Annotated in this window: 13 protein-coding genes; 9 read left to right on the forward strand and 4 right to left on the reverse strand. The window is 59.9% G+C overall.

Going from position 1 to position 15,287, the window contains the following annotated elements; translation table 11 throughout:
* The first annotated feature begins 5 nt into the window (after window positions 1–5).
* Genes ABIG06_RS17040 through ABIG06_RS17080 form a run of 9 tightly spaced genes read left to right on the forward strand, consistent with a single transcriptional unit; the run spans window position 6 to window position 7,039 of the window.
* Window positions 6–638 carry a nodulation protein NolU gene (locus ABIG06_RS17040; RefSeq protein ID WP_124163626.1) on the forward strand — a complete coding sequence of 211 codons (633 nt, stop codon included), beginning with the start codon at window positions 6–8 and terminating at the stop codon, window positions 636–638.
* Window positions 635–1,255, forward strand: a complete 621-nt coding sequence (sctL, locus tag ABIG06_RS17045) for a type III secretion system stator protein SctL (protein ID WP_036031175.1) — start codon at window positions 635–637, stop codon at window positions 1,253–1,255. The genes ABIG06_RS17040 and sctL overlap by 4 nt, the downstream gene beginning before the upstream one ends.
* Window positions 1,252–2,607 carry a type III secretion system ATPase SctN gene (gene sctN, locus ABIG06_RS17050; RefSeq protein ID WP_036014832.1) on the forward strand — a complete coding sequence of 452 codons (1,356 nt, stop codon included), beginning with the start codon at window positions 1,252–1,254 and terminating at the stop codon, window positions 2,605–2,607. The genes sctL and sctN overlap by 4 nt, the downstream gene beginning before the upstream one ends.
* Entirely contained in the window at window positions 2,583–3,119 is a 537-nt protein-coding gene (locus ABIG06_RS17055) for a hypothetical protein (RefSeq protein WP_124163627.1), read from the forward strand. Before sctN ends, ABIG06_RS17055 begins: the two co-directional genes overlap by 25 nt.
* A complete protein-coding gene (gene sctQ / locus ABIG06_RS17060) occupies window positions 3,116–4,237 on the forward strand; it encodes a type III secretion system cytoplasmic ring protein SctQ (protein WP_124163628.1) in 1,122 nt (373 codons plus the stop codon). Before ABIG06_RS17055 ends, sctQ begins: the two co-directional genes overlap by 4 nt.
* Complete coding sequence (gene sctR / locus ABIG06_RS17065) at window positions 4,230–4,895, forward strand: type III secretion system export apparatus subunit SctR (RefSeq protein ID WP_124163629.1); 666 nt, start codon at window positions 4,230–4,232, stop codon at window positions 4,893–4,895. The genes sctQ and sctR overlap by 8 nt, the downstream gene beginning before the upstream one ends.
* Before the next feature lie 2 nt (window positions 4,896–4,897).
* Complete coding sequence (locus ABIG06_RS17070; protein WP_036014823.1) at window positions 4,898–5,173, forward strand: EscS/YscS/HrcS family type III secretion system export apparatus protein; 276 nt, start codon at window positions 4,898–4,900, stop codon at window positions 5,171–5,173.
* 10 nt (window positions 5,174–5,183) lie between these two features.
* Window positions 5,184–6,005: a type III secretion system export apparatus subunit SctT gene (sctT, locus tag ABIG06_RS17075; RefSeq protein WP_036014821.1), complete on the forward strand. Its 822-nt coding sequence runs from the start codon at window positions 5,184–5,186 to the stop codon at window positions 6,003–6,005.
* Window positions 6,002–7,039, forward strand: coding sequence for an EscU/YscU/HrcU family type III secretion system export apparatus switch protein (locus ABIG06_RS17080; protein WP_036031186.1), 1,038 nt, complete (start codon window positions 6,002–6,004; stop codon window positions 7,037–7,039). The genes sctT and ABIG06_RS17080 overlap by 4 nt, the downstream gene beginning before the upstream one ends.
* A 329-nt stretch (window positions 7,040–7,368) precedes the next feature.
* Here the strand turns inward: ABIG06_RS17080 and ABIG06_RS17085 are convergent, their stop codons facing one another.
* From ABIG06_RS17085 to ABIG06_RS17100, 4 genes are all read right to left on the reverse strand, one after another.
* A complete protein-coding gene (locus ABIG06_RS17085) occupies window positions 7,369–9,810 on the reverse strand; it encodes a hypothetical protein (RefSeq protein WP_124163630.1) in 2,442 nt (813 codons plus the stop codon).
* Window positions 9,811–11,029: 1,219 nt separating this feature from the next.
* Window positions 11,030–11,692, reverse strand: coding sequence for a CpaD family pilus assembly lipoprotein (locus ABIG06_RS17090; RefSeq protein ID WP_036032006.1), 663 nt, complete (start codon window positions 11,690–11,692; stop codon window positions 11,030–11,032).
* 10 nt (window positions 11,693–11,702) lie between these two features.
* The gene (locus ABIG06_RS17095; RefSeq protein ID WP_036032008.1) at window positions 11,703–13,157 is read right to left on the reverse strand and encodes a type II and III secretion system protein family protein; all 1,455 of its coding nucleotides are present in this window, start codon (window positions 13,155–13,157) and stop codon (window positions 11,703–11,705) included.
* Window positions 13,158–13,184: 27 nt separating this feature from the next.
* Window positions 13,185–13,874, reverse strand: coding sequence for a response regulator (locus ABIG06_RS17100; protein WP_036032010.1), 690 nt, complete (start codon window positions 13,872–13,874; stop codon window positions 13,185–13,187).
* Between the last annotated feature and the right edge of the window lie 1,413 nt (window positions 13,875–15,287).

A 15,287-nucleotide genomic window follows, 5' to 3' on the forward strand; every position in this document is an offset into this window, starting at 1 on the left:
CGCTCATGTCGGCATCAATGTCATCCACAAAACCCAATCGTTCGTTCACGCTCCCAGCCGATCGGCTGCGCGAGCTTGCTGCCTCGGTCGATCCCGGTCGTTTTGCTGGGCTTCTTGACCCGCTGCTTTCGCCTTCCACGTTGGCTCGGCTACAGCAGAGTTCCAGGCTGCAGCCAAGGCTCGCCGAACTGCTGCTGGGCGGCAAGGTCGAGGTGAGCTGCGCCGATTGGAACGAAGATGCTCTCCTGGGGCATGAGCCGCGGCGGGCTGCGCTGCTCGCGGGCAGCATCTGGCATGCACGCTCTATCCTCAAGCTGGTTTCCAGGCACGATCTGCCGATATTGGTGGAGTTGATCGGTGCCGAAGCGCATGCTTTCGCAGTCCGGCATTTATCCAGTGCCGTCGCAACGACCCCGATCGTCGATCCAGAGCAATTGTCGCGACAGATCGAATATGACGGGCACGCTTGTCTCGGCGCCTGGCTCGAAGAGACTTCATCGCTTGGTCGTATCCGCGTGCTTCTACGCTTGCCTGTTGGGACGGCCGCCGAGAGTCCAACTGCTGAACACCGTAGCGCAGCAGGCCCGCTGCTTTCCCTCGTCATGGCGCATTTGCGTGCAGAGGCTGCCGGAGCATGACGGCCGATGATCCCGCATCACCCGCGGCCCCGCAGATTCGGCCACTTGGACCGCTGATCCCAGCTGCGCAGCTTGAGATCTGGCACGATGCCGTACGGGCGCGAGCCGCTGCCGAGCGGCATCTGCAGCGGGTTCGCGGGTGGGCACGCCAGGCTTATGAGCGGGAACGGGCGCGGGGCCGCGCCGAGGGTGCAAAGGCTGGCGCAGAGGAAATGGCGCGGCTGATTGCGCAGGCGACTTGTGAACTGGCCCAGCGCAAGGCGGCTCTGGAGCGGGAATTGCCGCAACTGGTCTTCGAGATCGTTCGCGATCTGCTTGGCGCGTTTGACCCCGGTGAGCTGCTGGTCCACGGCGTTCGTCATGCCATCGAGCAAAGATATAAGAACACGGAGGTTTGCCTCCACGTCTCCCCACTGAAGGCCGACCTGCTAGCCAGTGAGTTCAAGGACTATGACGGACTTGAGGGCCGGCCGAAGGTCAGGATTGAGGCGGATCCGGCGCTGAGTGCGGACCAATGTGTCTTGTGGAGCGAGTTTGGCAATGTCGATCTTGGACTTGCCGCGCAGCTGCGCGCGCTGCGTCTCGGGTTTGGCTTGTCAGAGGAAGCTGAATCGTGACCGGGCAACGAGCGACCCATGATGCCGAGGCCGCAGAAGGAAGTGTAGAGGCCGCACTCTCGTCCTTGAGATCTTCCGCCAGGCACATCGATACACGCGCCGTCCGCGGCCGGATCACGCGGGCGGTGGGCACGCTGCTGCACGCCGTCTTGCCGGAGGCCCGGGTCGGAGAGCTATGCCTATTGCAGGATCCTCGTAGCGGATGGTCGCTCGAGGCGGAGGTGATCGGCCTGTTGCCGGACGGGGTGTTACTCACGCCCATCGGGGACATGGTGGGGCTGTCCAATCGTGCGGAGGTGGTGACGACCGGGCGAATGCAGGAAGTGGCTGTCGGCCCCGGTTTGCTCGGCCGCGTCATCGACAGTTTTGGCCGACCGCTCGACGGCAAGGGCCCGATAAAAGCCGGCGAAGCCAGACCGCTGCGCGGCAGGGCGCCCAATCCGATGAAACGGCGCGGAATTGAACAGCCGTTCCCGCTAGGCGTTCGTGTCCTGGATGGCCTTCTGACATGTGGAGAAGGTCAGCGGATCGGAATCTATGGTGATGCGGGTTGCGGCAAGTCGACGCTGATGTCGCAAATCGTAAGAGGCGCGGCGGCCGACGTCACCATCGTTGCGCTGATCGGTGAGCGCGGTCGAGAGGTGCGTGAATTCATCGAACGTCATCTTGGCGAAGCCCTTCACCGTTCCGTCGTTGTGGTGGAGACCTCCGACCGTTCGGCGATGGAGCGGGCCCAATGCGCCCACATGGCGACAGCACTGGCGGAATATTTTCGTGATCAGGGCCTTCGCGTCGTTTTGATGATGGATTCTTTGACGCGCTTTAGCCGCGCCATGCGTGAAATCGGCCTCGCCGCAGGAGAGCCGCCGACCCGGCGCGGATTTCCGCCCTCCGTTTTTGCGCTGTTGCCGGGCTTGTTGGAGCGCGCCGGCATGGGCGAGCATGGCTCCATTACGGCCTTCTATACGGTGCTTGTCGAGGGTGATGGCACGGGCGATCCAATAGCGGAAGAATCACGCGGCATCCTTGATGGCCACATTATTCTGTCCCGCGCGCTGGCCTCTCGAGAGCATTTTCCGGCTATCGATGTGCTGTCTAGCCGCAGCCGTGTCATGGATGCGATCGTGTCGGTGCCGCATCGCAAGGCCGCATCCTTCTTCCGTGATCTGCTCTCACGCTACGCTGAGGCCGAGTTCTTGATCAAGGTCGGTGAATACAAGCAAGGTTCTGATCCGTTGACCGATCGAGCAATCGCCTCGATCGAGCAGCTGCGGGCCTTTTTGCGCCAGGGGCAGGGTGAGGCGTGCAGCTTTGAGGAGACGGTCGCATGGATATCGCGTCTGACGGCCTAAGTCCCGTTCACGCCTCAAAGCTGCGGCTGGTAAAGGACATGCGGGAACGAAGCGCCCTTCGTGAATTGTCCAACATGGAAGCCAAGCGCCACCTCGCGATTCAAGCTGTCCAACAAGCGTGCGAGCATCTTGCACATGCCGAAGAGCGCCGCGCAAAGGTCGAGGCGGAGCTCTATCGGGAGATGCTAGCGGCCGATGCGATATCTGTATGCGAACTGCAGCGACGCTATCATCTCATCATCGGGCGACTCACAGACGAGATCACAGCGGCGCAGTGCGTTCTTGACAAGGCCCGTGCTGCCCAAGAGCAAGCTGAGGCTGCGGCTCTTGAGGCCCGAGCCGTTTGGACCAAGCGTTCAGCGGCGAGCCAGAAATGGCGTGAGATCGATCACGACGTTCGGCGCATCACGAATGCACATTTCGAGGCTGCCGCCGAAATCGAAGCCGATGATGAAGTCTTGCTCCGCTACCGGCGAGGCCGATCAGGGCAGACGGGAGGTGAGCCAACATGATTGCAGATCCTCTCCCGCGCGAGCTAGGGGCCTGCGACGCGGAAGCCGCATCCGCGCCATATCGGCCGGCTGAACGCGCAGCCTTCACGCCGACGCTGATCCTCTCGCACGCCGTGACCTCGTGGCTTAACGAGATCGCAGCGTTGCGTGCGCCTCTGCAAACCCTCCTCGGCGAGAAGCCGCTATCTGTGCGCGTGAGCCGAACCGTCTGGCAGGCGGAGCCGGCTGCGACGTCGATGCTTGATTGCGTCTTCCAAGTAAATGGTGAAACCCTGATCCTGTCCTTGCCAGTTGCGCTTGCGGAAGCGCTGATTGGGACCTTGCAGGATGGCCTTACCTTACCTTCTGAGCCGACGCGTTCGCTGGTCCTGGAACTTGCGCTGGAACCCTTGCTGGCTCCGCTGGAAAGAATGACGCAGCGCAATCTGCAGCTTGTTCGCACCGAGGAAGCGCCGAATACGAGGCCTTATCTTGAATTTGACGTCGCCTTTGGTGAGCTCGCCAGCAAGGCGCGGCTGCTTCTATTCTCGCCGCTTGACGGTCCCGTTCCGCCGGCCTTCACCGCCCTCGGCGAGCTGCTCGGCCGATCACCGCGACAGACGGCCAAGCTGCCTTCCGAACTCCCGGTCATCGTTGCAGGCCAAGTCGGTTCGCTTCGCGTCGCGATCGGCGTTCTTCGCCGAGCAGAGCAAGGCGACGCGCTGCTCCCGGACGTAATTCCACTCGCGCGAGGACAGATCATTCTCGCTGCAGACCGATTGTGGGCCCCTGCAGAGATTGGCGGCGACAAGCTGGTGCTGCGAGGACCATTCCGCTTGCGATCCCACCCCCTAACGAGTGAAGATATAATGCCCCAAAACCAGGTGCAACAGCAGCCTCCGTCAGAGGCGGATATCGACAGCATCGAGATCACACTCATATTCGAATGTGGCCGCTGGCCGATGCCCTTGGGAACCTTGCGAACCCTCAACGAAGGCCACGTGTTCGAACTTGGCCGGCCTCTGGATGGGCCGGTTGATATCCTTGCCAACGGCCAACGTATCGGCCAGGGCGACATCGTGCGGATCGGGGACGAGCTGGCCGTCAGGCTGCGCGGCAGGTTGGCGCTTAATGACTGAGGTTCAACCCAGCATCCTTGCGCTTCTTGCGATTACCGTCGGCCTTGGCCTGCTGGCCTTTGCTGTCGTGACAACGACCGCCTTTATCAAGGTCTCCGTTGTTCTCTTCCTCGTGCGCAATGCGCTGGGGACTCAATCGATACCGCCGAACATCGTCCTCTACGGAGCGGCACTGATCCTGACCGTCTTCATCAGCGCTCCGGTCTTCGAGCAGACCTATAACCGCTTTACCGATCCGCAACTTCGCTACCAAAGTTTCGATGACTGGGTGACGGCCGCCAAGGAGGGACAGGAGCCGCTCCGAGCTCATCTGAAGAAATTCACTAATGAAGAGCAACGCCGCTTCTTCCTGTCCTCAACGGAACACGTCTGGTCGGAGGACATGCGCGGCAGCGTCACGGCAGATGATTTTGCGATTCTCGTGCCGTCGTTTTTGATCTCCGAACTCAAGCGTGGATTCGAAATCGGTTTTCTTCTCTATCTTCCCTTCATCACGATCGATCTCATTGTAACGACGATTTTGATGGCCATGGGTATGTCGATGGTATCCCCCACGGTGATATCTGTCCCCTTCAAGCTCTTTTTGTTCGTCACGATCGACGGCTGGTCACGTCTCATGCACGGGCTGGTATTAAGCTACACGACCCCAGGAGGTTGACCATGAACGAAGCCAGTATCCTTACGCACCTGAGTCAATCGCTCGTGCTCTTCATGATCTGGGTTCTGCCGCCGCTGCTCGCAGCTCTCATCTCTGGACTGATCATTGGCCTCATCCAGGCGGCAACTCAGCTCCAGGATCAAACCTTGCCACTGACAGTCAAGCTTCTGGTTGTTGTAGCCGTGCTCGCCGGGTTTTCTCCCGTGCTCAGCGCTCCTCTGATCGACCAGGCCGAGCACATCTTCAGCGAGTTTCCAGCACTCACCGCAAGATATTAGCAGAGCTTGGATGGCTGGCCTGTCACCCGCGGAGGCGCAAGCTCTCGTTCAGGGCACGATCGAGCTCGTCGCCGCAACCGGCCTGAGTGCGGCCCGCGCCCTCGGCATCATGCTGGTGCTTCCGGTCTTCACCCGGCCGCGCATCAGCGGTCTGGTTCGGGGAAGCCTTACGATTGCGATCGGCCTACCGTGCCTCGCTCAGATCAAGCTCGGTCTGCAGACCCTGGACCCGAACACGCGCCTAGTCAGCGTTACCATGCTTGGCCTGAAGGAGGTGTTCGTCGGTCTTATGCTCGGCATCCTGCTCAGTATTCCACTATGGAGCATACAGGCAGTCGGCGACATCATCGATACTCAACGAGGAATTTCGAGCCAAGTTGCGGGGGAGGATCCCGCGACGCACAGCCAAGCGTCCGGGACCGGGCTTTTTCTCGGCGTTACGGCAGTTACGATCTTCGTACTGGTCGGCGGGCTGCAGACCATGGTGAGCGGCCTTTATGGCAGCTACCTAGTGTGGCCTGTCTATCAGTTTCTGCCTGCCGTGACAGCGCAGGGTGCAATGGAATGTCTGGCCCTTCTCGATCGCATCATGATGACGACCTTGTTAGTTGCCGGGCCGGTGCTGGCCCTGCTGCTGCTGGTCGATGTCTCGGTCATGATACTCGGCCGTTTTGCATCTCAGCTCAAGCTGAACGATCTCTCCCCAATGATCAAGAATCTTGCATTCGGGGTCATCATGGTTAGCTACGCCGTCTATCTGCTTGAATACGCCGGAGCTGAAATCCTGACCTCGAACAACATGCTTGAGTATCTGAAGAAGCTGTTGAAATGAGCTCTACAAGTGAGGAGAAAAAGCTTCCTCCGACGCCCAAGAAGCTGCGTGATGCCCGCAAGAAGGGGCAGAGCGCCCGCAGCTCGGATCTGGTGAGCGGCGTCAGCGCCTGTGCCGGTTTCGGCTGTCTGTGGTGGCGAGCGGGTGCGATCAAGGACAAGTGGCAAGAGACGGTCCAACTGGTCGATAAACTGCAGGAGCAGCCGTTCACAAACGCAGTGCCACAAGCGCTCAGCGGCTTGCTAGAACTTTCGATTGCCACCGTCGCTCCGTTGCTCGCTGCTGCCGTCACAGCAGCTCTTCTCGCCAATGTCCTGGCCAATGGCGGCTTTATGTTTGCTTCGGAGCCGCTCAAGCCGAAGCTCGAGAAACTGGATCCAATCAAAGGCTTGAAACGCATCGCCTCGAAACGTTCGGCCATCGAGCTTGGCAAGACACTGGCTAAAGTGGTTTTGCTTAGTGCGACTTTCTTTCTCACGGTGACCGCCAGCTGGAAAGCGCTGGTGTACCTGCCAGTCTGCGGGATGAGCTGTTTTGGCTTCGTTTTCACCGAGGTTAAATTGCTGACTGGGATTGCCGCTGGAGCTTTTCTGGTCGGCGGATTGGCTGACCTCCTAATCCAGCGCTGGCTATTTATGCAGGACATGCGCATGACTGAAACGGAGGCCAAGCGGGAGAACAAGGAACAGCAGGGCAATCCGCAGGTGAAGCGTGAGCACCGGCGTCTGCGGCAAGAGTCGGCCAACGAGGCTCCGGTCGGCGTCAGTCGAGCCACGTTGATATTGCGGGGATCGGCAACGTTGATTGGGCTGCGCTATGTTCGCGGCGAGACCGGCGTGCCGGTCTTGGTCTGCCGTGGCGAGGGCGAAGCTGCTTCACAGCTGCTTGGTGAGGCGCGCGCGCTGCGCCTCAACATTGTGGATGACGATGTCCTGACGCGTCAGCTGCTCGGCAAAGCAAAGCTCGGCAACCCCGTTCCCTCGCAATATTTCGAGTCGGTCGCAAAAGCACTCTATGCGGCGGGGCTAGTCTAGATCATCCTGTCCTGACGCTGCGATCTGCAGAGTGCGCCCAATGGACGCTGGGATCTTGCGCGACGGGCCGATAGGCTCGCCCAGATAGCCTCTGGGCCACGGGCTCGCCGACCGGATCACTGGATCAGCTGCGGCGCCAAGCGCAACAACTTGTTCGCCGATTTCGAGTGCTTTCCGCGCCTGCACCCTCGAGGACGTCGACTTGTACCGTAGCTACAGGGGGTGCCACTCGGATGACGCGGTACTGCTGATCATGAACTAGGACGGCTCCCATCTGGAGCACGCTCTCAACGGGCCTGTGGTGCCGACGAGCCGCTCGTTCAGCCAAATTATGGCCGATGGAACAGAAGAACGCCGCCTCCCGCTAGGCTTTCGGCCGTGTAGCGCTGACCGTGGATCAAAAACACGGTCATTGGGACGTCGCGACTCGGCAGAAGGCCAAGGATCTGCAATATGTCGATCACGGCAGGCGAAGCCTCTTGGGGGCCGTGCGTCCAGTCCTCGCCCAACAACTCTCCCAGTTCAGGCACTTGGGGGAAGGGTTGATGACCTGATGCCGGTGCGGCAGACGGCAGGGAAAGGCTTGGTGCCAGTGCCGAGGGAGGGTCCTCACGCGATTCGAAAGGTGCCAGCCAATCAAAGCCGGGCGCAAGACCGCCGTAAATATCTGAGGAAGTCCTCGGTGCCGCAGGCGTAGCTTCACCCGGCAAACCGGGCCGAGGGTGATGAATGAGCTGAACGTCCTTGGGGCCTTCCGGTCCCAAGATGGCCGTGTAGCGTTCGCCGCCGATTTCGTAGTTCATGATTGGATGTTTCGCAACAGGCAAGAAGTCCCAATCCCCCAACGTGGACAGCATCATGTCGGGGGCCAGCTGGGTGTGATGGGAAAAATTCTCGGGAACGGCGAACGAAACATCAAACGTATCGCCGACAGCGGGCGACCGCAGATGGACGAGCCGAACATCATTGAGCCCTCCCGGTCCCAAGACGGCGATATAGCGTTCACCGCGAATATCGTAGGTCTTTATCCGCTGTGCTGCATCCGGCAGGAGGCCCCAGCGGCGAAGCGTGTGCATCATATTGGGCGCGGCCTGGGTGCCGTGCGAGAAATCCTCGGGAACGCTCAAAGACGCATCAAAGGCGTCGCCGGCTGCCGCGACCGTCTGCTCAAGCATGGTCTGGGCCGCAGCGCCTTGGTTCATCATCCGTCCAGGGTGGTCTTCAGAGGCGGAATTCGGCTGCCGCGAGCTCGGCTGCCAAGTCGCGGCATCGAAAAGCTCTTCCTGAGAGACACTTTGCACCGGCGAGGGGATTATTGGACTGAGCGTTGGCCAAGGCACCGGTGCATCGAAGGCCGGGGCCGGCAAGAGGTTCTCGCGATCCGCGGCATCGAAAAGCTCTTCCTGAGCGACACTTTGAACCGGCGAGGGGATGGTTAGACTCATCGTTGGCCAAGGCACCGGTGCATTGAAGGGTGGGGCCAACAAGAGGTTCTCGCGATCCGCGGCATCGAAAAGCTCTTCCTGAGAGACACTTTGCACCGGCGAGGGGATTGTTAGATTCATCATTGGCCAAGGCGCCGGTGCATCGAAGGTTGGGGTGGGCAAGAGGTTCTCGCGATCCGCGGCATCGAAGAGCTCTTCCTGAGCGATACCTTGCACCGGGGAGGGGATGGTTGGACTCATCGTTGGCCAAGGCACCGGTGCATCGAAGGTCGACGCTGGCAAGAGGTTCTCGCGATCCGCTGCATCGAAAAGCCCTTCCTGAGCGACACTTTGCACCGGCGAGGGGGCGATTGAACTCGTCGTTGGCCAAGGCACCGGTGCATGTGTTGTCGCCGGCAAGAGGACCTCGCGATCCGCCGCATCGAAAAGCTCGTCCTGGGCGACACTTTGTATAGGAGAATGGGCCGCTAAACCCATTGCATGCCTGACCTGCGGAACATCGAACCCGGGCGGCAATGAGCCGCCCCCATCCGCGCCGCTCCCCATCGGCTGCCCATCGGCCGGGGGCATGGGCGAGGGCGCGGACGGCTGAATGACCTGACGCGAGCTGCCTCCTTCCCCGCCTAAATTGTTCTGCAGGGTAGTCGCGCGATAATCGCGGAGGCCGTTCAAGGCGGCGATGAGCGTCTTGTCCTTTGGAAACAACCTGTCCGCGTGGCCAAGCAGTCTATCATCACTGAGCTCGGCCATGGACAAGGGGCGGAGCGCTACCGCCAATTTCCGCAGATGGCTCGCATAGCTCTCGGCCGTTCTCTTGCCAATCCGTCGACCAAAACCTGCGTTGGCGGCCTTCCTGATGACCCTCTCATCTTCCCTGGAAGGACGATAATGTGTTGAGATGGGGCCAGCGTCGGCGTCAGGCTCGCGGTACTGACTGACCATTGACAATGCTGGGGCAATGACCTTATCGCCTGGCAGCAGCTTCTTAGCGTAACCGGCTAACGTGTCGTCATCCAGCCCAGAGATTGATTTGCCAGACTTCTTCAGTGCGTCGGCGAATTTGCGAAGCCGACGATCATAAATTTCGACGGTGGTTTTACTCGGCGGTGGCCCTCGATCGAGAGCAGCGGCCGATGCCGCCTGGATGAGGCGATCGTCTTCGTCAGTGACATCATACAATGCCGCGTGAGGATATACGGGACCCGCCTCTCGCGCGCCTGCCAGGTGCTGCTCAAACGCAACATGCGGCTGTTGCGGCTGTTCCACGCTGGCATCTGACGCAGTGGACTCTCTATCGGCTGGGTTGATCGTGTTGAATCGGTCCATGGTCAGTCCGCTGGCATCGCTTTTTCGCCATTTCGCTACTCACGTTAGCTTTCCAAAATCTGACGTGGCCGGCGGAAAGGTAGAATGACATGTGAATGATGGCCGGCGTGCGCTGTAGCATCGCTCGAGCAGGCAAAAGAAAGCGCCGGAAGAAAAAACAGCGTCTTCAACTGAAGTGTTGAGCTGAAATGGTGGTGTGATGCGCCACAGCGCTTCAGATCTCGGTCCCTTCACGGCGGTATGATCGTGAGGACCGGGTCATCCGGGGGCTTTCGATTACTCGGAGGTCGGGCTGAGGCGGCGACGGGGCGCTCGCTCCTTGAACCAACGAGATATCGGTATGGGCGGCACCAGAATTGAGGGCACTCTTGCGCGTTCCTGACCAGCATTCCCAGGAACGCGCGCTTTCAATAAAGCTCGCAAGCTCTGGTTGGTGGTCGCCTGCTGCGAGAATAGAAGCGAAACGAAGCCATTCGTATACCACCTTGTGGTCATGTTCACTTTCAACACACACGCTCCGACATGCTGGGTGGCAGATTAGGGCGGGATTGCCGAGGGCCATTGATCCATGAAGCCAGCAGCCGAGCGCGTTTTGACTGCTGATGGCTCGGTCGTTGCCATTGAGAGGCAACGCTAGCCTGTGAAGCCGCGTGCATTCAGACACCCAGGACAAACCATGTTATTGTTTGGCTTAATCCGATGTGCTCCTACATAGCGTCCAGCGCGCGGCAACTGTGGCGCTCGCGCAAGAGGGCATTGCATCGATCGGATAAGACGGACGATGATGCAGACCAGCTGCCGAGCGCGTTACTGAACTGGAGCCACAAATGGGTGCTCCATAGCCATAACGGCGCGGAGCCAAACGACCGACGTGGTCGCCAAGCCTAAGTTGCCCTCTTGGAGACGCCCCATAGATCGTAGGCTCGGTCTTCGCCGTCGATCTCGCTTAGGCACGTCCGGTCACGGTTTCACCGTCGAAGCGCTCAGGGTCGTGATGGCGGCCTTGTTGAGCACGCGCACGCCACGTGGAATTTCTGGACGAGATCCATTGGTGCGGGTGAACAAGATCCGCCATCCGTTCGAGAGCTGTGCAGCACGTTGCGCTTGATCGTCACCGCTCCCGAAACAGAGCGCGGGTTTGTGTGTCACGATCGAGCCGCCTCTCCTTGCTAGCCACATGGCAGCAGCTATTGTGATTTCCGACATTCGCCAAAAACCGCTATCGGAGCGGCTGCACATTCGGTTCTGTCGTTCCCGCCGCGTTCGGGGCTGCCGTACCTGCTCCATCTTCTCTGTTGCTCTTGTTACGCGGGGCGAAGGTACCGTAGTTGGCCAGGGGAATGGCGGCGCGATCGCCATTACTTGTGATGACAGACCGATTATCCAGCAAGTCGAGCGGATCGTTTACCATAACTGCCAGATTGTTTTTGGTCGAGCAACCAAGCGTGGGTTCGAACGAATTGTCGTTCACGGCTGGTCCGACGATCAAAAGCGACGGACAGATCGGAGGATGGGCATCAAAGGTGATCGCCTCGATCCTCACGCCGGAACGGGGCGGTAAATCGACGGGAGAAGCGGACAGGCGGATGTTATAAGGTGCAACGCCCATGGCGCGGGCCTCGTGCGCCACTTGGGCAAGGAGCCTGGGTGAGCCGGTGACATCCACATGGAGCGCATCCCGCCGGCCGCCACTGGCGTTCGCGATAAAGCTCCGCAGTTGACGCTTTTCGGAGCCACGCAGGCTCCGCAGGAACAAGATACGTTTCTTCTGCTCTACCTGTATTGCTTGTTCAGCCGGCCCGAGATGGATCGAGGCACTATTTGCACAGCCACCCAATGTTGCTCCTATAGCGATCAAGTGACACAAATGTCGCAAGGTCATATGAGGGTCCTCATTCGATGATAAAGCCGGCACTGCCGGTCAATCCTGGTGTGCTGGTGCGAGGAGCATCGCGGTCTCGCGGCGGCCGGGCCACCGTGTTCGTCAAAATGCGCCCCGCGTCTGAGGGCGGTGAGATGCGGTCGCTCGGTGCACTCATCTTGTTCGGGTTCGATGCCGGCCGCACGATGTACGGCGTGACAATAATGACCAGCTCGGTTTCACGTTTTTGAAACGATGAAGAGCGAAACAGCGCACCGAGGATCGGCACATCGCCGAGCCAGGGAAACTCGCCGATATCAGTGTTGAAGTTGCGCCTGATGAGGCCGCCGATTGCAAAGCTCTGACCGCTGGCAAGCTCCACAACGGTGCTCGCGCGCCGCGTTGAGAGTGCAGGGACCGCCATGCCATTGATTTTGACTTCGCCTTCGCTCGACAGTTCACTGACTTCGGGCTTCACACGTATATTGATCTGATTGTTGTTCAGCACAGTTGGGACGAATTCCAGGCTGACGCCGAACTGCCGGAATTGCACGGAAACCTGTCGATTGTCCTGCATGACCGGAATCGGAAATTCCCCGCCGGCGAGAAAGCTTGCGGCTTCGCCGGACATCGCCGTCAGATTCGGCTCAGCCAAGATAGAGGCGAGGTGCTCGCTCGCGAGAGCGTCGAGAACAGCGCTGAGATTGGTATTGCCGGCGCTAAACCCGATTCCGATCGTGCCGCCGCCGCCGGCCGCGCCGGACCCGCCCCCTTTTCCGGTAATAAGGAAAGCGCCGTTTGGGCCGGAGGCGGTGAAGTTGATGTTGAGATCCTTGACCGCGCTGCGGGAGACTTCTGCCACCCGTACGCTGAGATTCACCTGCAACGAGCCAGCCACCTGGATCTTGTTGGCAACCAGCGCGCCCGCCCCAAGAAACTGCTCAGTGACCTTCCTGGCGTTCTCGACGACATCGGCAGTGGGCGCGGTCCCGCTAAGAATTGCGCCCCGGGGAGTATAGCTGACCTGTATCGGATAGTCGCCGACCTCAGCCCTCAGCGCGGCCCGCAGATCCTGGATCGGTTGGGTAACGACAATACGCAGCTCAGCCAGAGCCTCTCCCTTGTCGTTCAGGGCGAACAGGCTGGTCCGTCCCGCCTTTTTGCCAAAGACGAAGATCGTGGTGTTTGAGGGCGCCTGATAGTCCGCAATCGCCGGGTCGGCGACAAAAATGCTCGCAGCCGGTCCGGTCAGATGAACTGTCTTGCCCTGTGAGGAAGTAAGGCTGAGCGTGCCGGTGGTGCTGCCAGACGCCGCGCGTGGCTGTTCTGCTTTGCCATCTCGCTTTGTCTGAGCTGTGGCAGCAAACGGAAATAACAGAGCGACTGCGCACAGGGCGTACCAGAGGCGGCGAAAAGCGGCATAGTGCGAGCGGCCTGCCACCATGGACGGCTCATCAGCGCCGGGGGCATTGTTAACGATGTTCAAGGGAGTGTCGCTTTCAAGTTCGATCGGCTAGGCAGCCGAGGCTGCGCCAATGAGTTCAAGGGTGTAACCGACACCGCGCGCGGTCTTGATCCTGAGCGTTGCGCCCGCCTGGCTCAAATGCGTGCGCAATCGATAGATCCCGACTTCCAGCGCATTGGTCGAGACCTCGTCGTCAAATGCATACAAGCTATCTTCGAGCGATGCGCGCGGCACGGTACGCCCCGCGCGGTTGAGCAGATGTTCAAGAATGCACACTTCCCGGCGCGCAATTCTGAGGATTCGGCCACCGACCGAGACTTGCCGCGCGATTGGATCGAAATGCAGATTCCCGAATGTCACCACCGGCGCCGTCATTTGCGTTGACCGTCGCAAAATCGCTCGCATCCGAGCAATGAGTTCGTCGGTAGAGACGGGCTTAGGCAGAAAATCATCCGCGCCCGCATTGAAAATCGCAATCCGCCGGCCGAGATCATTGAGACTACTCATCATCATGGTGGGCATTGACCGTCCCTCGCGCCGCAACTGCTTCAGCCAGTCCAATCCGTCTCCATCGGGCAAAGCCGATTCGAGCAGGACCATGTGGTAGTTCGCGCAATCGAGCGCGGCCGCCGCCTCATCCAGCGTGCGTGTTACGTCGACGGCGAAGCCGCAACCTAACAGCACTTCCTTCACGTGGCGGGCAAAGTCCGCATGATGATCAACCAGGAGAATTCGCATTTCATTGCCTCTCGTCCATCCACGCAGACCTGAGCGCGTCACGATTGAGCATGGGCTCGATGTAACTGAGAGGAGGCTGGACCGGTGTGAGTTTGGACAGCCCGAAACGAGAGGGCGGAGCATGTTGGCTGGCGATCAATACCTGCGGGTCGATTGTCGTCGGATGGACCACGGACCGCTGCGGCCTGCTTACGGCGTCGGCGCTGCTCAACATGCCCCTCATGCCAGATCTGTTTTTGTTTAAGAGGCTGACAGCCGCGGCAGCCCGCTGACGCGTCCGTGGGCCGATCACGCCCGTCCTTGCACGCACTGACCCGGCCCCCGCAGAAAGAATAGCGCCGAGCCGCGCAACCGAAACCAAAGCGCGGGAGACGATCGGATTTGTGGCTGAACAGATGAGCGAAACTGACATGGAAACTCCCCAATTCGTCTTGGTCTGCGGCCAGTCTTGCTGGGCTGTCGAGCCTGTCGTGTCGTGAAGTCACGACAGTGCAAGTCTTTCCGGTATTCAAGGACACATCACGCGAGGCATCTGGCCACTGGCTTCACAGGCCGAGATGCACGCCGAAACGATCTGCCCCTCGCGGCCGGAAGAGCACCCTCTCGCGCGCAATTGTTCGCACGCAAGGTGTCAACCGTGCTGAAGTTGTGACGCGCCCGAGGTCCCCGCATACGTCGCAGCCCAGCGAAAGCTGCGAGCGATTGCAGAACCGAGCTCCACAGTTTTGCCATTGCGCATAGATCCCGGTGCCTACACCAGAACAACTTCGCCTCACGGAGTGCACAGCCCCAAAATGATCGGATCTCGATTTCGGAGTTGGAGTGTGCCCCGCAAGGCCGAGATAGCGGCCGCCAGCGTTCTTCTCGCACGGCGCATCTTGATTCGCTTGGGATAGGATCGGCGCTGCGTCCTTCGATCTCCACATAGGCGGTGTGGGACGCTGGCCCTGGAGAGGAGCTATCCAGCAGCATGATTGGGCGGCGCAGCGGAGCATTGTTCTTTTGAGACGTTCGCAATTCTTGCTACCTGTCAGGAAGAGTTCACGCGAGCGGGGGGCGGTGTCGCGACTGTCAGAAATCCTACAATCTGACGCTAGGTGAGGTTCAAGTGCTTTTGACCGCTGGTCCGTAGCGGTGCTCTCGAACTCGACGAGTCTTTAGTAATGACGACACGTCCTAACCAAACTATCGAGCTGCGCGTCGCGCGCGTCCCTCTCCTCAAGGTCATGAGCATTTCGTCGGTCCAAAAGCGTAGCTTGAGCCAAAGGCGATGACAGTGTGTGAGGGCCGTCGTCTTTGCTGGCCCTTTAGGTGTGACGTCGTGGTCGTGCGGTCGACTTCGTGCGTGCGAACTCAGCAGGGAGACAGTGGCGCCCCGTGATGCTTCTATGTGAGGCGCAGGAGCTAACCTAT

Origin of the sequence: Bradyrhizobium sp. USDA 326 (genome assembly GCF_049739485.1) — a bacterium.
Taxonomy (GTDB): domain Bacteria; phylum Pseudomonadota; class Alphaproteobacteria; order Rhizobiales; family Xanthobacteraceae; genus Bradyrhizobium.